Origin of the sequence: Sphingobium sp. PAMC28499, assembly GCF_004795815.1 — a bacterium.
Taxonomy (GTDB): Bacteria; Pseudomonadota; Alphaproteobacteria; order Sphingomonadales; family Sphingomonadaceae; genus Sphingobium; species Sphingobium yanoikuyae.
In genome coordinates, this window is the sequence record NZ_CP039248.1 from 1,568,066 (window position 1) to 1,590,941 (window position 22,876).

General features: G+C 64.7%; 26 protein-coding genes. 13 read left to right on the forward strand and 13 right to left on the reverse strand.

Going from position 1 to position 22,876, the window contains the following annotated elements:
• Positions 1–6: 6 nt before the first annotated feature.
• The 6 genes from E5554_RS07545 to E5554_RS07570 all read left to right on the forward strand — a co-directional run bounded on the left by E5554_RS07545 (position 7) and on the right by E5554_RS07570 (position 4,920).
• Positions 7–630, forward strand: coding sequence for an aminotransferase class IV (locus E5554_RS07545; protein WP_004210299.1), 624 nt, complete (start codon positions 7–9; stop codon positions 628–630).
• A 185-nt stretch (positions 631–815) separates the two neighbouring features.
• Entirely contained in the window at positions 816–2,018 is a 1,203-nt protein-coding gene (locus E5554_RS07550; RefSeq protein WP_017500850.1) for a pyridoxal phosphate-dependent aminotransferase, read from the forward strand.
• Between the two features lie 310 nt (positions 2,019–2,328).
• Positions 2,329–2,490, forward strand: coding sequence for a hypothetical protein (locus E5554_RS07555; RefSeq protein ID WP_170319005.1), 162 nt, complete (start codon positions 2,329–2,331; stop codon positions 2,488–2,490).
• Positions 2,477–3,151 carry a peptide-methionine (S)-S-oxide reductase MsrA gene (gene msrA / locus E5554_RS07560; protein ID WP_136186424.1) on the forward strand — a complete coding sequence of 225 codons (675 nt, stop codon included), beginning with the start codon at positions 2,477–2,479 and terminating at the stop codon, positions 3,149–3,151. Before E5554_RS07555 ends, msrA begins: the two co-directional genes overlap by 14 nt.
• A gap of 85 nt (positions 3,152–3,236) precedes the next feature.
• On the forward strand, positions 3,237–4,355 hold the full coding sequence (locus E5554_RS07565) for a zinc-binding dehydrogenase (RefSeq protein WP_136186425.1): 1,119 nt from the start codon (positions 3,237–3,239) through the stop codon (positions 4,353–4,355).
• Between the two features lie 37 nt (positions 4,356–4,392).
• Positions 4,393–4,920, forward strand: coding sequence for a GNAT family N-acetyltransferase (locus E5554_RS07570; protein WP_136186426.1), 528 nt, complete (start codon positions 4,393–4,395; stop codon positions 4,918–4,920).
• Between the two features lie 80 nt (positions 4,921–5,000).
• Here E5554_RS07570 and infC read toward each other — a convergent pair whose 3' ends face one another.
• Complete coding sequence (infC, locus tag E5554_RS07575; protein WP_029547879.1) at positions 5,001–5,534, reverse strand: translation initiation factor IF-3; 534 nt, start codon at positions 5,532–5,534, stop codon at positions 5,001–5,003.
• A 127-nt stretch (positions 5,535–5,661) separates the two neighbouring features.
• Entirely contained in the window at positions 5,662–7,644 is a 1,983-nt protein-coding gene (gene thrS / locus E5554_RS07580) for a threonine--tRNA ligase (protein WP_136188290.1), read from the reverse strand.
• A gap of 170 nt (positions 7,645–7,814) precedes the next feature.
• On the opposite strand from thrS, the gene E5554_RS07585 reads away from it, so the two are divergent.
• The 3 genes from E5554_RS07585 to E5554_RS07595 all read left to right on the forward strand — a co-directional run bounded on the left by E5554_RS07585 (position 7,815) and on the right by E5554_RS07595 (position 9,122).
• Positions 7,815–8,252, forward strand: a complete 438-nt coding sequence (locus tag E5554_RS07585; protein ID WP_017500856.1) for a biopolymer transporter ExbD — start codon at positions 7,815–7,817, stop codon at positions 8,250–8,252.
• Between the two features lie 94 nt (positions 8,253–8,346).
• On the forward strand, positions 8,347–8,934 hold the full coding sequence (locus E5554_RS07590) for a hypothetical protein (protein WP_136186427.1): 588 nt from the start codon (positions 8,347–8,349) through the stop codon (positions 8,932–8,934).
• Positions 8,931–9,122 (forward strand): helix-turn-helix transcriptional regulator, encoded by a 192-nt coding sequence (locus tag E5554_RS07595; protein WP_004208912.1) that lies wholly within the window; start codon positions 8,931–8,933, stop codon positions 9,120–9,122. Before E5554_RS07590 ends, E5554_RS07595 begins: the two co-directional genes overlap by 4 nt.
• Before the next feature lies 1 nt (position 9,123).
• Here the strand turns inward: E5554_RS07595 and E5554_RS07600 are convergent, their stop codons facing one another.
• From E5554_RS07600 to E5554_RS07630, 7 genes are read right to left on the reverse strand one after another with little or no spacing between them, the layout of a single operon-like run.
• Positions 9,124–9,489, reverse strand: a complete 366-nt coding sequence (locus tag E5554_RS07600) for a DsrE family protein (protein ID WP_210729808.1) — start codon at positions 9,487–9,489, stop codon at positions 9,124–9,126.
• Positions 9,477–10,244, reverse strand: coding sequence for a HesA/MoeB/ThiF family protein (locus E5554_RS07605; protein WP_136186428.1), 768 nt, complete (start codon positions 10,242–10,244; stop codon positions 9,477–9,479). Before E5554_RS07605 ends, E5554_RS07600 begins: the two co-directional genes overlap by 13 nt.
• Positions 10,241–10,645, reverse strand: coding sequence for a hypothetical protein (locus E5554_RS07610; protein ID WP_136186429.1), 405 nt, complete (start codon positions 10,643–10,645; stop codon positions 10,241–10,243). Before E5554_RS07610 ends, E5554_RS07605 begins: the two co-directional genes overlap by 4 nt.
• 5 nt (positions 10,646–10,650) lie before the next feature.
• Complete coding sequence (gene dut, locus E5554_RS07615; protein WP_136186430.1) at positions 10,651–11,106, reverse strand: dUTP diphosphatase; 456 nt, start codon at positions 11,104–11,106, stop codon at positions 10,651–10,653.
• A complete protein-coding gene (gene coaBC, locus E5554_RS07620; RefSeq protein WP_136186431.1) occupies positions 11,081–12,325 on the reverse strand; it encodes a bifunctional phosphopantothenoylcysteine decarboxylase/phosphopantothenate--cysteine ligase CoaBC in 1,245 nt (414 codons plus the stop codon). The genes dut and coaBC overlap by 26 nt, the downstream gene beginning before the upstream one ends.
• Positions 12,326–12,374: 49 nt before the next feature.
• Complete coding sequence (ubiB, locus tag E5554_RS07625) at positions 12,375–13,916, reverse strand: 2-polyprenylphenol 6-hydroxylase (RefSeq protein ID WP_125985636.1); 1,542 nt, start codon at positions 13,914–13,916, stop codon at positions 12,375–12,377.
• A gap of 7 nt (positions 13,917–13,923) precedes the next feature.
• The gene (locus E5554_RS07630) at positions 13,924–14,655 is read right to left on the reverse strand and encodes a class I SAM-dependent methyltransferase (protein ID WP_010335632.1); all 732 of its coding nucleotides are present in this window, start codon (positions 14,653–14,655) and stop codon (positions 13,924–13,926) included.
• Positions 14,656–14,835: 180 nt separating this feature from the next.
• Between E5554_RS07630 and mutM the strand changes: the two genes are divergently transcribed.
• From mutM to E5554_RS07650, 4 genes are all read left to right on the forward strand, one after another.
• The gene (mutM, locus tag E5554_RS07635; protein WP_136186432.1) at positions 14,836–15,648 is read left to right on the forward strand and encodes a bifunctional DNA-formamidopyrimidine glycosylase/DNA-(apurinic or apyrimidinic site) lyase; all 813 of its coding nucleotides are present in this window, start codon (positions 14,836–14,838) and stop codon (positions 15,646–15,648) included.
• Positions 15,649–15,765: 117 nt separating this feature from the next.
• Positions 15,766–16,029 (forward strand): 30S ribosomal protein S20, encoded by a 264-nt coding sequence (gene rpsT, locus E5554_RS07640; RefSeq protein WP_010335635.1) that lies wholly within the window; start codon positions 15,766–15,768, stop codon positions 16,027–16,029.
• A gap of 431 nt (positions 16,030–16,460) precedes the next feature.
• The gene (gene dnaA / locus E5554_RS07645; RefSeq protein WP_004210320.1) at positions 16,461–17,879 is read left to right on the forward strand and encodes a chromosomal replication initiator protein DnaA; all 1,419 of its coding nucleotides are present in this window, start codon (positions 16,461–16,463) and stop codon (positions 17,877–17,879) included.
• A gap of 68 nt (positions 17,880–17,947) precedes the next feature.
• Positions 17,948–18,565 (forward strand): peptidylprolyl isomerase, encoded by a 618-nt coding sequence (locus E5554_RS07650; protein WP_136186433.1) that lies wholly within the window; start codon positions 17,948–17,950, stop codon positions 18,563–18,565.
• 10 nt (positions 18,566–18,575) lie between these two features.
• On the opposite strand, the gene E5554_RS07655 is transcribed toward E5554_RS07650, so the two are convergent.
• From E5554_RS07655 to E5554_RS07670, 4 genes are all read right to left on the reverse strand, one after another.
• Positions 18,576–20,270, reverse strand: a complete 1,695-nt coding sequence (locus E5554_RS07655) for an EAL domain-containing protein (protein ID WP_136186434.1) — start codon at positions 20,268–20,270, stop codon at positions 18,576–18,578.
• Between the two features lie 102 nt (positions 20,271–20,372).
• Positions 20,373–20,906, reverse strand: coding sequence for a Smr/MutS family protein (locus E5554_RS07660; protein ID WP_048936409.1), 534 nt, complete (start codon positions 20,904–20,906; stop codon positions 20,373–20,375).
• 9 nt (positions 20,907–20,915) lie between these two features.
• Positions 20,916–22,181 (reverse strand): murein transglycosylase A, encoded by a 1,266-nt coding sequence (locus tag E5554_RS07665; RefSeq protein ID WP_136186435.1) that lies wholly within the window; start codon positions 22,179–22,181, stop codon positions 20,916–20,918.
• Complete coding sequence (locus tag E5554_RS07670; RefSeq protein ID WP_136186436.1) at positions 22,178–22,834, reverse strand: Tim44/TimA family putative adaptor protein; 657 nt, start codon at positions 22,832–22,834, stop codon at positions 22,178–22,180. The genes E5554_RS07665 and E5554_RS07670 overlap by 4 nt, the downstream gene beginning before the upstream one ends.
• Positions 22,835–22,876 lie beyond the last annotated feature (42 nt).

The following is a 22,876-nucleotide window of genomic DNA, read 5'->3' on the forward strand; positions in this document are numbered from 1 at the left end:
GGTTCGATGTCGGTGGCTGACGGACGATATGATCTGCTCGAGACCATGGCCTTCGATCCGCATGAAGGTGTGCGTCTGCTGGAACTGCATCTGGGCCGGCTGAAGGACAGCGCGCAGGCGCTGGGCTTCGCCTTCGACCGCCACAGCGTGCGCAACGAGCTTCAGGCCGCCACTTTCCGCCTGCGCGAACTCAGCCGCGTGCGGCTGCTGGTGTCGCGCCAGGGCTCGGTGTCGATCGAGGTGCGCGAACATCGCACCTGGCCCAAGGCGATCATGCAGGTGAAGGTCGTGCCCCGGCTCGCCGCCGCCACTGATCCCCGGCTGGAGCACAAGACCACCGACCGCTCCCTCTATCGCGACGCGCTGCAGCGCGGCGGCACCTATGAGGTGCTGATGACCGACGAACAGGGCTATCTGACCGAAGGCTGCTTCTCCTCCATCTTCGTGGAACGGGGTGACAAGCTGGTAACGCCGCCGGCCTCGCGCGGGCTGCTGCGCGGAATCCTGCGCCAGAGCCTGCTCGACATGGGCGAGGCGGTGGAGGGCGATCTGCGCATCCATGATCTGGAACGCGGCTTCTTCATCGGCAATGCGTCGCGCGGGATGGTCGCGGCCTCGCTGGTCCGATAGTTTTCCTAGGATGCGCACAAGCCAATAACCGGCAACTGGCGGTTGCTCCGGCGTCCTTTGCGCACTAAGGACCGCCGCGTCTGCCTGCGCGGCAGACAAGGAGATAATATTATTTTTTGTCGCGATGCCGTCGAACGCGGACTCTTTTGTCCGTCTGGGCATCGCTCTGGAGAAAGATCATTGCCATGAGCCAGACTTCCGCAGCCCTCGGTCGCATCCAGCCCTCCGCCACCCTGGCGATGAGCGCGCGCGTGAATGCCCTTAAAGCCGAAGGCGTGGACGTCATTGGTCTTTCCGCCGGCGAACCCGATTTCGACACGCCCGATTTCGTCAAAGAGGCGGGGATCGAGGCCATTCGCAAGAATCTGACCCGCTATACCGATGTCGACGGCACTGCCGACGTCAAGGAAGCCGTGGCCTTCAAGTTCAAGCGCGACAATGGCCTGATCTACAAGCGCAGCCAGATCAGCGTGAACTCGGGCGGCAAGCACACCCTGTTCAACGCGCTGGTCGCGACGGTCGACGTGGGCGATGAGGTCATCATCCCCGCGCCCTATTGGGTCAGCTATCCCGACATCGTGAACTTCGCCGGCGGCACGCCCGTGTTCATCGAAGGCCCGGCCAGCCAGGGCTACAAGATCACCCCGGCCCAGCTCGACGCGGCGATCACCCCGCGCACCAAGTGGGTGATGCTCAATTCGCCGTCCAACCCGTCGGGTGCCGCCTATTCGGCGACCGAACTCAAGGCGCTGGGCGAGGTGCTGCTGCGTCATCCGCATGTGCTGGTGATGACCGACGACATGTATGAGCATGTCTGGTACGCGCCGACCCCTTTCGCCACCATCGCCCAGGTCTGCCCGGATCTCTATGACCGCACCCTGACGGTCAATGGCTGTTCCAAGGCCTTCTCGATGACCGGCTGGCGCATCGGTTTCGCCGGCGGTCCCGAATGGATCATCAAGGCGATGGGCAAGCTGCAGTCGCAGTCGACCAGCAATCCCTGCTCGATCAGCCAGGCCGCTGCCGTGGCTGCGCTGACCGGCCCGCAGGATTTCCTGGAAGAGCGCAATGCCGCCTTCAAGAAGCGCCGCGACATGGTCGTCGCCATGCTGAATGACGCGCCGGGCCTCGACTGCCCGACGCCTGAAGGCGCCTTCTATGTCTATCCCGACGCCAGCGGCGTGATTGGCAAGGTGACGCCCAAGGGCCAGCGGATCGACAGCGACGAAGCGCTGATCGGCTATTTCCTCGACGAAGCGAAGGTCGCGGCCGTCCATGGCGCCGCCTTCGGCCTCTCGCCGGCCTTCCGCATCAGCTATGCGACCTCGGAAGAGGTGCTCAAGACCGCCTGCGTGCGCATCCAGGAAGCCTGTGCAGCGCTGAAGTGATCGCCGGCCGATGATCGTCGGCCTGCAATAAGCTCTTGAAAATCCGGTCGCGATCCTGTCTATCGCGGCCGGATTTTTCCATTGTCTCAGAAATTGAAACGGTCTTTTTCGCACGGCAGCGTCTTGTGATTGACGCCGCAGGCGCTATATGCCCGTTGCGTAAAGAAACTTATGTGCGGTGGCATTTCGTCGCTTCGCTCCCGTCCTTGGTCGAAAGCCGCTGTCCGGCGCGATCATGTTCAGACAGGGGCAAGGCGTAATGTCCTACCGGGCGACGATCGCGAAGATATCGCGACAGAAAGGCTTGGCCATGTTGGCGTTTTTGAAATCCGAACTGTTCTTCCGCTTCCTGGGTGGCTTTGCCATCGGGGCGGTCGCGATGTTCGCGCTTCAGCCCAATAATGAGCCGCCGGCGCTGACCTCGACCGCGATCGCGTCGACCGCGACCCCTGTCGGCAGTGCGGCGCTCTAAGGGCCTTTTCCTCCTATCCCTTGCGGCGCTCGCCGCCGCGTCTACCCCATTGCATGCCGAACCTGCCGTCCCCGCGCCGATTCCGGCGCTGGATGCGCAGCCGACCCGGTCGCTGGAAACCGCGATCTTTGCGGGCGGCTGCTATTGGGGCGTTGAGGGCGTCTTTTCCCATGTGAAGGGCGTCAGGCTCGTCGTGGCGGGGTTCGCCGGCGGACCGCGCGACCGCAAGGTCGATTATGACATGGTCAGCGGCGGCGATACCGGCTTCGCCGAGTCGGTGCGGGTCACCTATGATCCGAAGATCGTCAGCTACGGCACGCTGCTGCGCATCTTCTTCTCGGTCATCACCGACCCGACCACGCTCAATTATCAGCGGCCCGACAGCGGCACCCAATATCGCAGCGCGCTCTTCCCGCTCAATGCCGGGCAGGACAGGGCAGCGCGCGCCTATCTGGCGCAGTTGCAGAAGGCCGGGCTGTGGCGCGACCCGATCGTGACCAAGGTGGAGCCCTTCACCGGCTTTCAGGATGCCGGGGCCGATCATCAGGACTTCATGGCCCGCTATCCCTATCATCCCTATATCCAGCGCTGGGACATGCCCAAGCTCAAGGCATTCCGCGCCATGTATCCCACGCTCTACCGCGCGCTGCCCGCCGCCTGATCGCGCCGATGCTGGCCGATGGCGGCGTGGCAGGCTAAGCCCCTTTCATCGCCGCCAATGTCATCGCCGCCAAGGGAGCCTCCTCATGTCCGACATCACCGGTCTGCAAATTCTTTCGACCCTCGCGCCCGATGGCCGACTGACCGTATCGCTGGCAGAGCAGACCCTGCCAGCGCCGACCGGATCTCAGGTCGTGCTGCGGGTCGAGGCGGCGCCGATCAATCCATCCGATCTCGGGTTGCTGCTGGGGTCGGCCGATGTCGACCATGCCGAATATGGCGATGGCTATCTGGTGGCGCAGATGCCCGAGGCAGCGATGCGTGCCATGGCCTCGCGCCTGGGTGAAGCGATGCCGGTCGGCAATGAAGGGGCTGGCACGGTGATCGCGGCAGGCGAAGCTGCGGAAGCGCAGGCGCTGCTCGGCAAGCGCGTCACCTGTGTGCCGGGCGGCATGTATGCCCAATATCGGCTGGTCGATGCGCGCGCCTGCATGGTCTTGCCGGATGGCGCCACGGCGGAGCAGGGGGCATCGGCCTTCGTCAATCCGATGACTGCGCTCGGCTTTGTCGAAACCATGCGGGCAGAGGGGCACAAGGCGCTGGTCCATACCGCGGCCGCCTCCAATCTTGGCCAGATGCTCGTCAAAATCTGCCAGGCGGACGACATCCCGCTGGTCAATATCGTCCGCAGCCCGGCGCAGGTTGCGCTGCTGCGCGATTTGGGAGCGCAGCATGTGCTCGACAGCACGGCCGATGATTTTGCCGAACTGCTGGTCGCCGCTCTGACCGAAACGGGGGCGACCATCGCCTTCGACGCGATCGGCGGCGGTTCGCTGGTCAGCCGGATATTGGGCGCGATGGAGCAGGTGGCGAGTGCGGGCGCCACCTATAGCCGCTATGGCTCCGCCACCATGAAGCAGGCCTATATCTATGGCGCGCTCGACCTGTCGCCGACCCTGCTCACGCGCAGCTTCGGCTTCAGCTGGCGGGTCGGCGGCTGGCTGCTGACGCCTTTCCTGGCGCAGGCGGGTGCGGAAACGGTGGAGCGGATGCGCGCCCGCGTGCGGGACAATCTCACCGGCCTCTTCGCCAGCCACTATAAGGCGCGCCTGTCGCTCAGGGATGCGCTGACGCGCGACGCGGTGCTGGCCTATAATGCCCGCCGCACCGGCGAGAAATATCTGATCGTGCCGAACCCGGCCTGAACCCTGACATGCACCCATCAAGGAGCGACCTGCGCCAATGACCATTCGGGATGCCAGCCCGGCCGATGCGCCGGCCATCGCGGCCATCTATAATGACGCGGTCGTCAACACGACGGCGATCTGGAACGATCATCAGGTGGATGCCGCCAATCGCCGCGCCTGGCTGACGGAACGGCAGGGGCAGGGCTATCCGGTGCTGGTGGCGGTCGATGCGCTGGGCGATGTGGTTGGCTATGCCTCCTTTGGCGACTGGCGCGCCTGGGATGGCTATCGCAACACGGTCGAACATTCGGTCTATGTCCGCGTCGATCAGCGCGGGGCGGGAATCGGCAAGGCGCTGATGCTCGCCCTGATCGATCGTGCCCGCGCGATCGGCAAGCATGTCATGGTCGCCGGCATCGAGGCCGGCAATATCGGATCGATCCGGTTGCACGAACGGCTGGGCTTCACCCAGGTCGGCCTGCTGCCGCAGGTCGGCATGAAATTCGGCCGATGGCTCGACCTGGCCTTCCTGCAACTGACGCTGGATCCACGCGCCACGCCCGACACGTCGTTGATCGACTAAGTCGCGCTCAAATGCGTATCGGGCGGAGTCTGTCGCCAGACCCCGCCCGATACGCATGTTCTTCAATGTCGCGGCGCCATTTATTTCGGCGAAAGAACCATCAGCATCTGGCGGCCTTCCATGCGCGGATAGGCTTCGACCTTGGCGATCTCGGCGACATTTTCCGCCACGCGCTGCAGCAGGTTCATGCCGAGCTGCTGGTGGCTGAGTTCGCGGCCGCGGAAGCGCAGGGTGATCTTCACCTTGTCGCCATCGCCGATGAAATCATGGACCTTCTTCATCTTCGTGTCATAATCATGATCGTCGATGTTCGGACGCATCTTGATCTCTTTGAGTTCCTGCGTCTTCTGGGTCTTGCGGGCGATATTCGCCTTCTTCTGGGCTTCGTACTTGAACTTGCCGATGTCCAGGAACTTGCAGACTGGCGGATCGGCGTTGGGCGACACTTCGACCAGGTCCAGGCCAACGTCGGCGGCCTGCTCGATCGCCTCCTGCGTAAACATCACGCCCAGATTTTCGCCTTCGTCATCGATCACGCGCACCTTGGGTACGGTGATGAATTCGTTATACCGGGGGCCGGACTTCGGCGGCGGCGCCAGTGGGCGGCGCATCATCGGGGGACGTATAGCAGCTTCTCCTGAGTCTATTAAAACCGAGTGGCTCTTAGCGGCTTTTCTACAAAACCGAAAGGGGTGCGTGCCTCCGTCGTAACGGAATCACGCACCCTGTGGCATTGCTGCCTCAACCCATATCGGGTGCGCGACCTTCTTTTTCAAGGCGGGCAATCACTTCGCTCACCGGCAACATGGTCTGGCCATCCTTGCCCAGTTCGCGCAGCGCCACCGTGCCTTCTTCCGCCTCGCGGCGGCCGACGACCAGCAGGTTGGGCACCTTGCCCAGCGAATGTTCGCGCACCTTGTAGTTGATCTTCTCGTTGCGCACGTCGGCTTCGGCGCGAATGCCGGCGGCACGCAGCTTCTCGACCACGTCCAGCGCATAATTGTCCGCATCCGACACGATCGTCGCGACCACCGCCTGCACCGGCGCCAGCCACAGCGGGAACTTGCCGGCATAATGTTCGATCAGGATGCCGATGAACCGCTCATAGCTGCCGAAGATCGCACGGTGCAGCATCACCGGCCGATGGCGCTCGCCATCCTCGGCAATGTAGCTGGCGTCGAGCCGCTCGGGCAGCACGCGGTCCGACTGGATGGTGCCGACCTGCCAGGTGCGGCCGATCGCGTCAGTGAGGTGCCATTCCAGCTTGGGCGCATAGAAGGCGCCTTCGCCGGGCAGTTCTTCCCAGCCATATTCGGGCGTGTTGAGGCCGGCGGCGGCAACCGCGTTGCGCAGTTCCTCTTCCGCCTTGTCCCACATTTCCTCGGTGCCGAAGCGCTTTTCCGGGCGCAGCGCCAGCTTGATCGAGTAGGTGAAGCCGAAATCCCGGTAGATCCGGTCGGCCAGCGCGCAGAAGGCGCGCACTTCCTCGACGATCTGGTCTTCGCGGCAGAAGATATGGGCGTCGTCCTGGGTGAACTGGCGCACCCGCATCAGGCCGTGCAGCGCGCCATGCGGCTCGTTGCGGTGGCAGCAGCCATTTTCGTAGAAGCGCAGCGGCAGGTCGCGATAGCTCTTGATCCCCTGCTTGAAGATCAGGATGTGCGCCGGGCAGTTCATCGGCTTCAGGGCCATCCAGTCGACATCGTCCGACACCAGCGGGCCTTCGTCCGCCACATTCGGCACTTCGTCGGGGATGACGAACATATTCTCGCGATATTTACCCCAATGGCCGGACTGCTCCCACTGGCGCGCGTCCATCACCTGCGGGGTCTTCACCTCGCGATAGCCGGCATCGTCGATCGCACGGCGCATATAGGCTTCCAGCTCGCGCCAGATCAGATAGCCCTTGGGGTGCCAGAAGACGCTGCCATGCGCTTCCTGCTGCAGGTGGAACAGGTCCATCTCCGCGCCCAGCTTGCGATGGTCGCGCTTGCCGGCCTCTTCCAGCCGCGTCAGATGTTCATTGAGCTGCTTCTTGTTCAGCCAGCCGGTGCCATAGATGCGGCTCAGCATCGCATTCTTCTGGTCGCCGCGCCAATAGGCGCCCGACACGCGGGTCAGCTTGAACGCGGCCGGGTCCAGCTTGCCGGTGGAGGCCAGATGCGGGCCGCGGCACATGTCATACCAGCCGTCGCCCGAATGATAGACGGTCAGTTCCTCGCCCTGCGGCAATTCGGCGGCCCATTGCGCCTTGAACGTCTCGCCGGCCGCTTCCCACTGCGCGATCAGCGTGTCGCGGGCGATCACTTCGCGGCGCAGCGGCTTGTTGGCGGCGATGATCTTGCGCATCTCCGCCTCGATCGCGGGCAGGTCTTCCTCAGTGAAAGGGCGATCCTTGGGCGCGAAGTCATAATAGAAACCATCGTCGGTCGCCGGGCCGAAGGTGATCTGCGTGCCGGGGAACAGCGCCTGCACCGCTTCGGCCAGCACATGGGCGAAATCGTGGCGCGCCAGTCCGAGCGCGTCGGCCTCGTCCTTCGCCGTCACGAGGGCGAGCTGCGAATCCTGTTCTAGCGGGCGCATGATGTCGCGCAGTTCGCCGTCGACCTTCGCGGCGATCGCCGCCTTGGCCAGGCCCGGCCCGATCGCCGCTGCAATGTCCGCCGGAGTAGTGCCGGGCGCGACTTCACGCACGGAACCATCGGGCAGGGTGATCTTGAGCATGGCGGACACGGGGGGTCTTTCTGTGAAATGTTCAGGTTGCGCGGCCCAAAAAGCCGCGCCTTCCCCATAAATGGGCGGTCTGCCCTGTCAATAGAAGGCCTCTTGCCAAGAGTCACCCACGGGCGCATGTTTTATGTGCTGATATATCATTATCAGCACAGGAGGGACTTATGGCTTTGAGCTTTGCAAAATCCCGTGGCGTGCAGGATGAAGCGCCGATGGGCGAGATGAACACGACGCCGCTGATCGACGTCATGCTCGTGCTGCTGATCATGTTCATCATCACCATCCCGATCCAGACCCACAGCGTTGGCATCAACCTGCCCCAGGCGCCGGTCGATACCAGCCTGCCCCAACCCGATCCGATCAAGAACAAGGTGACGATCGACGCATCGGGCGTGGTCCGCTGGAACGGCATGGCGGTCGATGCCCTGACCCTGCGCCGCTACCTCGCCCAGACTTTGGCCATGCCGGTCGAGCCCGAACTTCAATTCCAGCCGGATGCTGCCGCCCGCTATCTGGTGGTCGACCAGACCCTGGCCGACATCCGCCGCTCCGGCGTCACCAAGCTCGGCTTTGTCGGCAATGAGCGCTATGGCCAGTTCTGACAAGGATACGCGATAAAATGTAAAGGTAAGTTGACTCGTCGCTTCCTGTTTCTGTAAAGGACGCTTGACCCTTTCAGAGCAGGAGGCACGAGTCATGATCGCCCCGGAACCCATTCACCCCTTTCCCTGGCGCATCTGCGCTGCGGCCGCGCTGTTCACGGTGCTGATGGTGGCCGCTGCCTTCGCCGCCAACATCTTCACCATCAGCGGCGACGGCAAATTGCCGCTGATGGTGCCGGGCCTGCTGGCGCTGGGCTGGTTGATCTGGGAAGCGATGCGGCTGGCGCGCGGCGTGCCCGGATCGGCGATCGCCCGCTATATCGGCCGGGTCGTGCCGCTGATGATCGCCAATATCGTCACCGTGGTCGCGGCCATCACCATCCAGCGCGAATGGCATCCGTCGGGCATCTGGGCCGTGCTCGTCGCCTTGCTGCCGGCGCCGCCGCTGATCGGCTTCATCTGGGCGATGGGCCGGCTGCTGGTGGAGGAGGCCGACGAATATCTGCGCATGGTCCATGCCCGGCGCGCGCTGATCGCCGCCGGTTTCATGCTGGTGATCACCACCGTCTGGGGCCTGCTCGAAGGTTCCGGCCTTGCCCCCCATGCGCCTGCGTATGCCGCCTTCATCCTGTGGAATCTGGGGCTGTTGCTGGCGCCGATCCTGCCCGGCGGCCGCGCATGAAGAACCGGCTCAAAATCTTGCGGGCGGAACGCGACTGGAACCAGAGCGATCTCGCCGCCCAGCTCGGCATCTCGCGCCAGAGCGTCAACGCGATCGAGACCGGCAAATATGACCCCTCGCTCCCGCTTGCCTTCCGCATCGCCGACCTGTTCGGTTTGAAGATCGAGGATATCTTCCTGCGCGACTGATTCAGGGGATCAGCAGCCGGGCATCGTCGTCGGTCTGTTGCAGGAAGGAAAGCGGGCCGCCAATCTCGACCCCGGCGGGCAGGGTGTCGGCGGACAGGCCCGACAGCGCCAGGCCGCTCTGGCAGGCGATCAGGGCCACCCCCATGTCCAGCGCCTCGGCCAGCAGTTCGGCAAGCGTCGGCAGGCCCGCCGCCTGATGCGCGGCATCTTCCGGCGCGGCCAGCGGTGAGGCCAGCAGCGCCACCGCATCCAGTTGCAGGAACAGGCTGGCCTCGCCGCCCAGCGCGGCCTGCGCCGTCGCCAGCACCAATGCGCCGCGCAGCCGCTCCGCATCGGCCGTGATGACGACGATCCTCAGTGCGCGCACAGTTCCGCCGCACAACCGGGGCAGGCCGGATCCTTGGGCACGCCCAGCGTGCGGAAGCGCATCGCCAGCAAGTCCGCGATCAGCAACTGCCCCGCCATGTCGGTGCCGAACGGCACCAGCGCCCGGATCACCTCCAGCGCGGCCAGGCTGCCCATCACCCCGGTCAGCGCGCCGATCACACCGGTTTCCGAACAATTGCGTTCGGGCGCGTCAACCGGGCTGCCCACCAGGCAGCGATAGCAGGGCTTGTCCGTCTCCCAGCCGCGATAGGTGGCGAGCTGCCCCTCGAACGGGCCGACTGCCGCCGATACCAGCGGCATGCGCAGCGCCTGCGCGGCATCGGCCACCACCAGCCGGGTCGCGAAACTGTCGCACCCGTCCAGCACGACATCGGCCTCGCGCAGCAGCATCGCGGCATTGTCCGCATCGATCCGCGCGTTGATCGGGATCAGCTTGATGTCGGGATTGAGGCGTGCAACGGCCGCCATTGCCGCTTCCGCCTTGGGCGCATCGATATCATCGGTGCCGAACAGCACCTGACGCTGCAGGTTGGACAGGGCGACCGCATCATCGTCGATCACCCGGATGGTGCCGACGCCGGCGGCCGCCAGATAGAGGATGGCCGGGCTGCCGATGCCGCCCGCACCGATCGCCGCGACATCGGCCGACAGCAGCCGCGCCTGGCCGGCGCCGCCAATTTCCTTCAGCACGATATGCCGGGCATAGCGCTCCAGTTGATCGTCGGTCAGCGTCACGGCGCATCCGACCAGAGGAACCGCACCTGCGAGCGCATCCATACCGGTTCGGCCGAGCCGGTCCTGGGGAAGCTGCGGCTGAGCGAACTCAGAATGCGGTTGCTGACGAATTTTTCCACGCCCGGGCAGCGGGCATTGACCGGCGCGATCTTCAGCGGCCGGCCCTGACCATCGAGCAGGAACAGCACATCCAGTTCCAGCAGTTGCGAGCCTTCATAATTGACCGCGCCGCTGCACGATGCCTTGCGGTAGAGGGTGTGAACATTCTCCGACCATTTGGGCGACACCTTGCGGCCCTGCCAGCCCTCGATCACCGGCACTTCATTCAGATCCTGGGGCATCGCGGGCAGCGCCTGCGGCGTGGCGGCGGCAAGCATCAGCGAAAGCAGCGGCGTCATCATGATGGTCACACTCCCGTAGAACCGAAGCCGCCCTGTCCCCGGACGGTATCGTCGAGCATATCGACCTCGACGAAGCTCGCAAGCTGAACCGGTGCGACCACCAGTTGCGCGATGCGATCGCCCCGCTTGATCGGGAAGGGATCGGCACCATGATTGATCAGCAGCACTTTGAGTTCGCCGCGATAGTCGGCGTCGATCGTGCCGGGGGCGTTGGGCAGAGTGATGCCATGCTTGAGCGCCAAGCCGGACCGGGGCCGCACCTGAATCTCATAGCCTTCGGGGATCGCCAGCGCAAAACCGGTGGCGACCGGATGGCGATCGCCGGGGTTGAGAATGATCTCCTCGGCCGACACCACATCCATGCCGGCGGCATGCGCGGTGGCATAGGCCGGTACGGGGAGCCCTTCGCCATTGGACAGGCGCATAAGCTGGATATCAATCGGCGGCAGGGGAGAGGGCATTGGCAACCTTTTCGATGAGTTTGGTGGCGACATCGCTCTTGGCCATGGCGGCCCAGCTTTCGATGCCGGATGATGTGACGATCTGGACGCTGTTGCTGTCGCCGCCCATGACGTCGCCGGACACGTCATTGGCGACGATCCAGTCGGCGCCCTTGCGGGTCAGCTTGGCCTGCGCATGTTCGGCGATCTTCTGGGTTTCGGCGGCAAAGCCGATCAGCAGGCGGGGTCGGCGGACATGATGGCCCAGCGTCGCCAATATGTCGGGATTTTCGACCAGAACGAGCGGCGCGGGCTGGCCGGAGCCATCCTTCTTCAGCTTCTGCTCGGCCGCGTCGGCGGTGCGCCAGTCGGCAACGGCCGCGACCATGATCGCGGCGTCGGCCGGTAGCGCGCCCTCAACCGCCGCCAGCATCTCCCGTGCAGTCTCGACATCGATGCGGTCGACCCCTGCGGGCGTCGGCAGATGGACGGGGCCGGCCACCAAAGTCACCTTCGCCCCGGCACGCGCAGCGGCGGCGGCGATGGCAAAGCCCTGTTTGCCCGAGGAGCGATTGGCGATGTAGCGCACCGGATCGATAGGCTCATGCGTCGGCCCGGCCGTCACCAATATATGCCGTCCGGTCAGCGGTTCATCCGCGCCCGCGAAATCCGGCTGACCCGCCAGCGGATCGGGCAAAGCCGGGTCGGTCAGCAGGCGCCCGATCTCCGCCGCAATCGCTTCCGGCTCGGGCAGGCGCCCCTTGCCATATTCGCCGCAGGCCATCTCGCCATCGTCGGGCGTCATGATGTGGAGGCCATCGGCATGGAGCTGCGCCAGGTTCCGCTGCGTCGCCTTGTGGTGCCACATGCGCACATTCATCGCCGGTACGGCCAGCACCGGCTTGTCGGTGGCGAGCAATATGGTGGTGGCCAGGTCATCGGCAATACCCGCCGCCATCTTCGCCAGGATGTTGGCGGTCGCCGGCGCGACGACGATCAGGTCCGCCTGGCGCGACAGCTGGATATGGCCGATCTCGCGCTCTTCCTTGAGATCGAACATGTCACCATAGACATGATCCTCGGTCAGCACGCCCAGGCTCAGCGGCGTGACGAACTGCTGCGCGCTTTCGGTCAGCACCGCGCGCACGGCGACGCCGCGCTTGCGCAACTGGCGCACCAGTTCCAGCGACTTATAGGCCGCAATGCCGCCGGAGACGATGAGAAGGACACGCTGGGTCATGGCCAACATTTGGTCGTGCGACCGGGACTTGTCCAGCCCGGTCGCCGACTTAGAAGAAGGTCGTGGCCGCGGCCATCGCCCCGGCGCCGATCGCCGCGGCCAGCAGCGCAACCAGGCCATAGCGCCAGCCACCGCCCACCTGGATCAGCTTCACGTCGCCCAGCGGCAGTGGCGGCGGGGCACCGCCCTTTTCGGGGAAGGCGTCTTCGATGCGGCGGACCAGCGCGGGCAGGCGCTGGATCAGGCGCCAATTCTCGATCAGCGCATCGGCGGCCTTGGCTTCCGGCCCCAATTCGGTGCGCAGCCATTCCTTCACATAGGGACCGCTCGTCTCCCACATGTTGATTTCGGGATCGAGCTGATGGGCGACGCCCTCGACCATCACCATCGTCTTCTGCAGCAGCAGCAGGTGCGGCTGGGTCTGCATGTCGAAATCGCGGGTGATGGCGAACAGTCCGTCCAGCATACCGCCGACCGACAATTCGCTCGCCGGCTTGCCGCGCATCGGCTCGCCCACGGCGCGCAACGCGGTAGCGAACTCGTCGACATTATGATGGCCGGGCACATATTGCGCCTCGAAATGGATTTCGGCGACGCGCTTGTAGTTGCCGGTGATCAGGCCATAGAGAATCTCGGCCAGCCACATGCGGGCGCGCCGATCGATCCGGCCCATGATGCCGAAATCGATCGCGACGATGTCGCCATTGCCCTTCACGAACAAATTGCCCTGATGCATGTCCGCGTGGAAGAATCCCTCGGCGATCGCCTGGCGCAGGAAGGCGTTGACCAGCCGCGCGGCGATGTCTTTGAGGTCATGGCCGGCGGCGATCAGCGCATCGCGATCGGAGATCTTGATGCCGTCGATCCATTCCATCGTCATGACCTTGCCGGTCGTGCGATCCCAGTCGATGGCGGGAATGCGATAGCCGGGCATCGCTTCCATCGCTTCGGCCAGTTCCGATGCCGATGCCGCTTCGCGCCGCAGGTCCAGCTCGCGCGCGGTCCAGCGCTTCATATTGGCGATGACCAGACGCGGGCGCAGGCGGGCGACTTCGCCGCCCAGCATCTCGACATGGGCGGCAGCCCATTCATAGGTCTGGATGTCGCGGTTGAACTGGTCGATCACGCCGGGCCGGATCACCTTGACCGCGACCTCGCGGCCGTCGCTGGTAACGGCGCGATGCACCTGCGCGATTGACGCGGCTCCGACGGGCTGCTCGTCGAAGCGGGCATAGACCTGCTCCAGCGGCCGGCCGAAACTCTGCTCGACCTGCGCGCGGATCGTGTCGAACGGAACCGGGGGCAGGGCGTCCTGCAGCCGTAGCAAATCGTTCGCCGCTTCCTCGCCGACCAGGTCGGGGCGGGTCGCCAGCGTCTGGCCCAGCTTGATCGCCGCCGGGCCGATCGACTGGAACGCATCGGCATAGCGTGGCTGCTTGGGCACGCGCGCGCCAAAACGGGCAAGGCGCACCAGCCGGCGCACCGGCGTCGGCGTCAGCGGATCGCGTTCGATGCCAGTGAGGGCGCCATGGCGTGCGAGTGTCCGGCCCCATTTCAGGAGCCGCCAGATATGAGTCGCGTGGGTGGTCATGCGGGCGTCAGATCTTCCAGCCCGAATGGATCGCCACCAGCCCGCCCAGGATCGGCTCGACCTTGGTGTTCACGAAACCGGCGTCGCGGATCATGCCCTCGAACTTGGGCATGGGCGGGAAGCGGCGGATCGATTCGATCAGATAGCGATAGCTGTCGGCATCATTGGCGAACAGTTTGCCCAGCTGTGGCACCAGCTTGTGCGAATAGCTGTCATACACGTCGGAAAAGCCCGGCCAGGTGGTGGTCGAAAATTCCAGGCAGAAGAAACGGCCGCCAAACTTCAGCACGCGGTGGGCCTCGCGCAGCGCCATGTCGATATGGGTGACGTTGCGGATGCCGAAGGCGATCGTATAGGCGTCGAACTCCCGGTCGCCAAAGGTCAGCGTCTCGGCATTCTGTTCCGACCAGATGAGGCCCTCATAGCCCTTCTTCTGCGCGCGCTCGACACCCACCGCTAGCATCTCGGGATTGATGTCGGACACGGTGATATGCGCGCCCAGCTTGTGCATGCGAAAGGCGATGTCGCCGGTGCCGCCGGCCATGTCCAATATCTGTTCGCCTGGCTGCGGCTTCACCCGCTTGACGAACTGATCCTTCCACAACCGATGGGCGCCGCCCGACATGGCGTCGTTCATCAGGTCATATTTGGCGGCGACATTGGAGAATACGGCGCGGACCATGCCGGCCTTCTCGGCGGCATCGACGTCGCGATAGCCGAAAGATGCTGTTTCGCTCATGCGGTTCGCTCTAGAGCCTGATCGTGCCAGATGGAAGCGCTATGCGCGCTCACGCGATGCGGCGAATCCCGCTCTTGTGTGATTGCGCAGTTTCAGCGCCAATCCGGCGCGAAGGCATGGGTTGGGAGCTAGGCGTAAACGCCCCTGTCGCTCCGCTATCCGGCATCCTACATAGGGGCCATGCCAGAGCTTCCCGAAGTCGAAACCACCGTTTCCGGCCTGCGATCCGTCCTGCTGGGAGCGACCCTAACGCGGGTCGAGCCACGCCGCGCCGATCTGCGCTTCCCGATTCCGGTGGACCTGCGTCAGCGTATGACCGGCGCCACCGTCACGGGACTGTCGCGCCGGGCCAAATATGGCCTCATCGAAACCGATCGCGGCGACATGATGATCTTCCACCTCGGCATGTCGGGGCGATGGCGAATCGATCCGGCGGAAATCGGGGCGCATGACCATCTGTTGCTGGAGACGGGCAGCGGGCATCTTCTCTCGCTCAACGACCCGCGCCGCTTCGGCTCGCTGGATCTGGTGCGCAGTGACGCCTGGCAGGGCTATGCCCCCTTCACCCGCATGGGGCCGGAGCCATTGGGGCCGGATTTCGACGCGGCCTATCTGGCGAAGGTGCTGGATGGCAAGGCGACGTCGATCAAGGCGGCGCTGCTCGACCAGCGCATCGTCGCGGGGCTGGGCAATATCTATGTATGCGAAGCGCTGAACATGGCGGGCATCGCCCCGACTCGAGCGGCAGGGCGCATATCGAAGCCCCGACTCACTTTGCTGGTAGAAGCGATTCGTACCGTTCTGTCCGCCGCCATCGTCGCCGGCGGTTCCACCCTGCGCGATTATGCGCGGCCGGATGGCGAATTGGGCTATTTCTCCAATCAATGGCGAGTCTATGGGCGCGAAGGACAGATTTGTCCCTGTGGTGGCACCGTGCAACGCCGAGTCGATGGGGGGCGATCGACCTTCCATTGCCCCAAATGCCAGAAATAGCGGGGGGCTCGCTGGTTGACGACACCCCGGAACAGCTGTAAGGGGCGCACCTTCACGAGGCTGGTTGGCGAATCCGACGGGCCTCTTCCCGAGATTTGATGAGAACCGAGGAATAGAATGGCCAATACGCCGCAAGCCAAGAAGCGCATCCGTCGCAATGAGCGTCGCGCCGCGATCAATGGCGCCCGCATCAGCCGGATCCGCACCCTGGTGAAGAAGGTGGAAGCCGCCATCCTCGCCGGTGACAAGGATGCTGCTGCGACCGCGCTTCAGACTGTCCAGCCCGAACTGGCCCGCGGCGTTGCCCGTGGCGTTCTGCACAAGAACACGGCCGCTCGTAAGTTCGGTCGCCTGACCAAGGCCGTCGGCGCGATCGCCTAAGCCTTACGTTAAGCTACCCGCTTATCTGAAAAGCCCGCTCCGGATCGCCGGAGCGGGCTTTTTCTGCTGTAGTCATGGAATAGTCATTTCCCTGACCCGCGAATTTCTCACGATTCGAGCCAGATCGTCAGAATCGCCACCAAGTAATTCACTGAAAAATAGTCATAATTTGTGAATCTGCGGTTTTCTGCGGGATTCCCGAGTCAACGTCTTTATTTCAGTTTTTTGAAGCGACCCGCCCTTGATCCGGCGAAGCGGCCCTGTCTATTTTGATCCTCCGGCCGCTGATCGAATCACTTCCTGGCGGTCGTCATAATGTCAGTCGATGTATCAGACTCGGAAAGGCGGGGGCGCTTTTCCGAACCATCTTGTTGCGTCCGATAGTCGTGCCCTCAGGGGCATTTTTGTTGGTATTTTGGGGGCAGCATTCAATGAAGGATAATGCGGCGGTGCTTGGAATTCAGGACGGAGAGGCAGCGGCAGATATGGCCCGCCTGGAATCCGCCTGGACGACCATCCGCACCGGTCTGCGCCGCGACATCGGCGCGCGCATGTTCGACCAATGGTTGAAGCCTGCGCGCCTGGGTGACTATTGCCCCGATTCGCAGACGCTGGATCTCCATTTTGCGTCGGATTTCAGCGCGAATTTCGTTTCCGGCCAGTTTGGCGATCGCCTGCGCATGGCCTGGCGCTGTTCGGGCGCCGGTGTGCGTGAAGTGCGCCTGCGCCGTGCGCCCGATTCGTCGGGTCCGCGCCTGCTGGAGGTGAAGCGCGACGTGGCCGCAGCCGTGACGGCGCCGGCGATCGTTGCCGCTGCGCCGACCGTCGCCTGCAACTTCCAGCCGCGCCACGCCTTCGACCAGTTCGTTCCGGGTGAAACCAACCAGCTCGCCTATTCGGCTGCGCTGGCGATGGCGGGCGAGGCGGAGCCCCGCTTCACGCCGCTCTTCATCCATGGCGGCACCGGCCAGGGCAAGACGCACCTGCTGCACTCGATCGCGCGGGCCTTCTCGGCCCATTCGCCGAGCGCGCCGGTGCTCTACATGTCGGCCGAACGCTTCATGGTCGAGTTCGTCAATGCGATGCGCTCGAACGAGACGATGGCCTTCAAGGCCCGCCTGCGCGCCGCGCGCCTGCTGCTGATCGACGATATCCAGTTCATCGCCGGCAAGGGCTCGACCCAGGAAGAGTTCCTCCACACGATCAACGACCTGATCGATACCGGTGCCCGCATCGTCGTGACCGCCGACCGGGCGCCGCAGATGCTGGACGGCATTGACCCGCGCATCCTGTCGCGTCTGGCAGGCGGCCTGGTGGCCGATATCCGCCCCGCGGGTCTCGACCTGCGCCTTGCGATTCTGGAGGCGCGCCGCGCCCATGCCGGCGATCCGCCGGTGCCCGATGCGGTGATCGACTTCCTTGCCCGTTCGATCCGCTCGAACGTCCGCGAACTGGAAGGCGCATTCAACAAGCTGGTGGCCTATGGCCAGCTGACCGGTCGCTCGATCGATCTGGAATTTGCCCAGACCATGCTCGCCGACGCGGTGCGCGCCAATGTGCGTCGCCTGACCATCGACGAGATCCAGAAGGCCTGTGCCGCGCATTTCAAGATCGACCTGTCGGAAATGAAGTCGAAGCGCCGTGCGCGCGCCGTCGCGCGTCCGCGTCAGGTGGCGATGTACATCTCGAAGAAGATGACGCCGCGCTCGCTGCCGGAAATCGGCCGTACCTTTGGCGGTCGCGATCATAGCACGGTGATTCACGCGGTGCGCACGATCGAGAAGCTGCGCGAAAGCCATCCGGACATGGACGCCGACGTCCGCGCCCTGATGCGCCAGCTGGAAGGCTGATAGCAGCCCCAACCATGGGCTGACTCCATGGGCTGACAGGGCAGGGTGGTTGGACTAGGCTTGACGCCATGATCCGCACCCTGGCCCTGTTCCTCCTTGCCGCGCTGGCCTCCGGCCCGCTGCTGGCCCAGTCTTCAACGCCGGTTCCGCCGCCTGTCGCCTCAAGCGATGTCCGGGTGGCGCTCGACACGAGTGCCGGGCGCATCGTGGTGGCACTGCATCCCGACAAGGCACCGGTCACGGCCGGCAACTTCCTGCGTTACGTCGACCAAAAGCGGTTCGACGGCACCGTCTTCTACCGCGCCGTCGGCGGTCCGGACTACGGCTTCATCCAGGGCGGGACACAGAATGACCCCAAGCGCGTCCTGCCGCCGATCAAACATGAGCCCACGAGCCAGACGGGCCTCACCCATGATGATGGTGCGCTGTCCATGGCTCGCTATGCGCCGGGCAGCGCGACCGGGGATTTCTTCATCGTGCTGGGCAAGATGCCGGCGATGGACGCGCATCCCGAATCGGTCGGCGACAATCAGGGCTTTGCCGTTTTCGCGCATGTGGTCGAGGGGCTGGATATCATGAAGGCCATCCAGGCCGGTCCGAAATCACCCACCGCCGGCAATGGCGTGATGAAGGGGCAGATGCTGGAGCCGACGGTCAAGATCCTGTCTGCCCGGCGCCTGCCCTGAATCGTCCGGCTTAGAGGCTGCGTCGTTCCGTCGGTTCGACGGCGGGCGCGGTGGCATATCGATCCAGATATTGCGCCTCGCCCATCGGCCGGGCGAGGTGATAGCCCTGAAATAGGGTGCAGCCGATGACACGCAGCATGTCCATCTGTGCCTGCGTCTCGACCCCTTCGATCACCACTTCCATGCCAAGGCCCTGAATCAGCCCGACGACCGCGCTGCAGATCGTCCGCGCCTCTGCGGAGGTCGCGATGTCGCGCACCAGGCTGCGGTCTATCTTCACCCGGTCGACCGGCAATTCGCGCAGCCGGGCCAGGTTGGAATAGCCGGTGCCGAAATCGTCGATGGCGATTCGTACGCCATCCTGTCGCAGCGCGCTGAGCTGTCCCAGCACGCGTTCGTCCATGTCCATTGCCAGCGATTCGGTAATCTCCAGCTCCAGCATGGGCGGCGGGGTCTGGTGCGTCGCCATGGCGTGGCGCAGGCGCAGGAAGAAATCGGCCTGCGCCAGTTCGCGAGTCGAGATGTTGATCGCGATTCGCTGATGCACGCCCGATCGTGCCCAGCGCGCAGCGGTCTCGCATACCCGGCTCATGACCCAGTCGCCCAGCGCGACGATCATGCCGCTTTCCTCCGCAACCGGCACGAAGGCGCCGGGCATGATCAGCGCGCGTTCGGGATGGACCCAGCGCACGAGCGCCTCGGCCGTGACCGCCTGCGCCACCCCGCCATGGCTCATCTCGATCTGTGGCTGAAATTCCAGCAGGAATTCGTCGCGCTCCAGCCCCAACAACAGGTCGCGTTCCAGTTCGGCCCGGTCCGCCGCCTCCAGTGCCAGTTCGGCGGTGAACATCTCGGCGCGGCCCCGGCCTTCATGCTTGGCATGATACATGGCGATGTCGGCCGATCGCAGCAGAGCGGACAGGCTGTCGCCATGTTCGGGATAGCAGGCGATGCCGATCGATGCGCCCAGGTCGACATGCTGGCTGCCCAGTTCGAATCGCTCGCCCAGCGCGAACTGGATGGCACGCGCGATGCGTGAGGCCGCATCGCGATTGGGCAGGGTGGGGAAGAACATGGTGAACTCGTCGCCGGCCAGGCGGCCGATCACGGCGTCGCCCAGGCCTGCGCTGACCTGCGCCATCACCACTTCCCGCAGGCGGCCTGCCACCCGCGCCAGCAACTGATCGCCGGCCGCATGGCCCAGCGTATCGTTGACCGCCTTGAATCCGTCCAGGTCGATGAAGAACAAGGCTGCCGGTCCTGAGCCGCAACGTTCGACGAGCAGGCGTTCGACCTGCCGACAGAAGCTGGTGCGGTTGGCAAGGCCGGTCACCTGGTCGAACAGTGCCAGCGTCTGGACATGGTCCAGATTGGTGCGGACCTGGCTGAACAGGCTTTCCATCGCCACCGACAGGTCGGGCAGTTCCAGGCCGATCTCGGCGGGGACATGGGAATGAAGATCGCCATGGGCGGCGGCCAGCAGCCGCTCCGTTGCGGTATCGATGGCGCTTGCGGTGGCCGCGATGGTGCGCTGGGCCGACGCCCAGCTCATCGTACCGCACAGGATCGCGATGATCAGGGATCGGCCGACATCGACCAGATTGTCGGCCGCGCCATGGCCCAATAGTAGCGACAGGATGAAGACGAGCGCGCCAGCCGCACAGGCAAAGGCAGCAGCGCGGCTTTTCACTGTCACGCCCTGCATGTGCCTCCCTGCCTGCTCAAAGCCCCCGATAATCGGTGCTGCTGGATCAGGCGGATATGAAGGACAGTGGTTAAGAAAAGGTCAGTGGCTGCGCAAATTGCGTCATTTTTTGCGGCGCAGAATCAGGTAGATGGCGCCGTCGCCGCCATGGCGGGGATGGGCGATGCGCACGCTGGCGATGCGATCGGCATAGGGGCTGGTCTCCAGCCAGTGACCGATCTCGCCCCGGATCGCGCCGCGCCGGCTCGAATCCCCGTGGCTGCTGGCTTTTGGCGGCTTGCCGGTCACGACCAGCAGCACCCGGACATCACGGGCAATCGCTGCCGCCAGCGCCTGATTAAGCCTGACATGGGCGCCGGCCAGATTATGGCCGTGCAGGTCGATCGACATATCGGGGGCGATGTTGCCGCTACGGATTCGCTTTTCCCAGCCAGTGTCGAGTACGGCCGCTGGCGTGCGGGCGGGGGTGATCGGCACCGCCTTGGCAGGCTGCGGCGTTAACCTTGTTTCCGGGATCGGCACCGGGGCGACAACGGGCAAGGGCGGACGGATCAGCCCCGGCCGCAGCGGCCGGACCGAGCGCGTCAATGCGCCCCAGAGCGCCTGCTCTTCAGAAGATAGGGTCCGGCGTCGCATGGCGCGCGATCACGGGCGCGCCAGCCGTGCGGCGGACCCGATCGGCAGCAATATCAGCGCGCTGCCCCGAGCGGACATGCCGCCGGCAATGCCGCGCGCGCGGTCGCCCGCGCCCCAGAAACTGTCGAACCGGTTGGCGCCCTTGATCGCGCCGCCGGTATCCTGGGCGATCCAGATGCCATTGGGTTCGGCCCGGTCGAGCGACAGCAGGACAGGGGCGCCCAGCGGAATATACTTGGGATCGGCCGCCACCGTCGCCTCGGCCGTCACCGGTACGCCCAGCGCGCCGATCGGTCCCGCGCCGGTCAATTCACGGAAGAAGACGAAGCTCTTATTTTCGTTCATGATTGCCGCGCCCTCGGCGGGATGGGCGCGCAGATATTGCATGATGTCCTGCATCGACCCGGCCTGGATCAGCCCGCGATCCTTCATCAGCTTGCCGATGCCGGTATAGTCGCGCCCATTCTGCCCGTCATAGCCGATGCGCATCACCCCGCCGTCGGGCAGGGTCAGCCGGCCGCTGCCCTGGACCTGCAGGAAGAAGAATTCGACGGGGTCGGCCGCCCAGGCCAATTCCAGCCCGCGTCCCGCAAGCGATCCGTCGACGATCTGCGATCGCTCGTCGAAAGGCACGAAATTGCTGCCCTGAACCTTGCCGCGGATGGTGCGGCCCTTCAGGCTGTCGCTGAACAAGCCGAGGTTGACGTCGATCAGTTCCGCCGGGCGGCGATAGATCGGCACCTGATAGCCGGGCTGGCGGGTGCGCGACCCGGCGATTTCCGGCTCATAATAGCCGGTGACGAAGGCCTTGCCCTCGCCCACCTGCACCGCCTCGAAATAGCGGGAGAAAAATTCGGCGGCGGTGGCTTCGGGCCAGCTCGAGGCCGCGCTGCATGCGCTGTTCCAGTCCGATCCGCGCGTCAGGCCGCTCTGGTCGGTGCGCTTCATCAGCGTCGGACAGGAAATGAGAAAGGCCTGCAGGGCGGCGCGGGCGCGCTCACCGGACGGGATCAGGCTGGCAATGTCGGGGCCGGGCGTGACGCCCAGGCCGGCGGCATTGGCTTGATCCGTGGACAGGTCGTCCGGCGATACGGTCGGCAGTTTCGGGGGCAGGGTGGGGCGGGGCGTGGCCGGAACCGGCCGGGTCGCACCTTCGCCGCCACCGCTTGGCCGGCTTGGCGCAGGGCCGCCGGCCGATGGCGGAATGACGCCGCCCGCGCAGGCGGACAGCATCAGCGCTGCAAGCAGCGCGCCCCCCGAATGATGCAGGCTCACGCCGCCTCGTCGGTTTCGCTGAGCTTCCAGTTGGGATCCGCGCTGCGGATGTCGCGGGTGAAGGTCCAGATGTCGTTGGTGCCGACCGCGTCGGTCAGCGACCCGGCGACGACATTGCCGTCCTTGTCGCGGGTGACGGCAGCGATGTCCGCCTCGAACCGCAGCGAGACTTCGGCGATACGGCCATTGACGCTGGCATCGACGATCTGCGCCTTCTCGATCCGCACCAAGCGATTGTCGAGCACATGGCCCGCCGCTTCGCGCGCCGCGATCGCTTCCTCAAAGGAGCCGAGAACATCGGCGTCGCACAGCCAGGCCAGTTCGTCGCGATCACCGCGCCAGAAGGCTTCCAGTACCATCTTGTAGGCGCTCTTGGCGCCCTCGACGAATTGCGGCACGTCAAAGCTGCGATCGGCGCTGATCAGCGCGCGCACGCCGGCTTCGCCTGTCGGGGTAATGAGGCCTTCGGCCAAGCGAACCGAATCGCCCGTCGCCTCCGGCATCGGGCGGGGCTGCAACCCGCCCACCTTGGCGCGTTCCTCCGCCGGACGCAGCGCAGGCTCCTGCTCATGGCCCGTCCGCTTTCCAAGAACGGAATAGAGCCGCAGTGCCAGGAAGCCGGCAATCATGGCGAGGATGACGATCACGTACACGGAGGCAAATACCCTTTGTTCGGGATGATGTTCCATCAACAT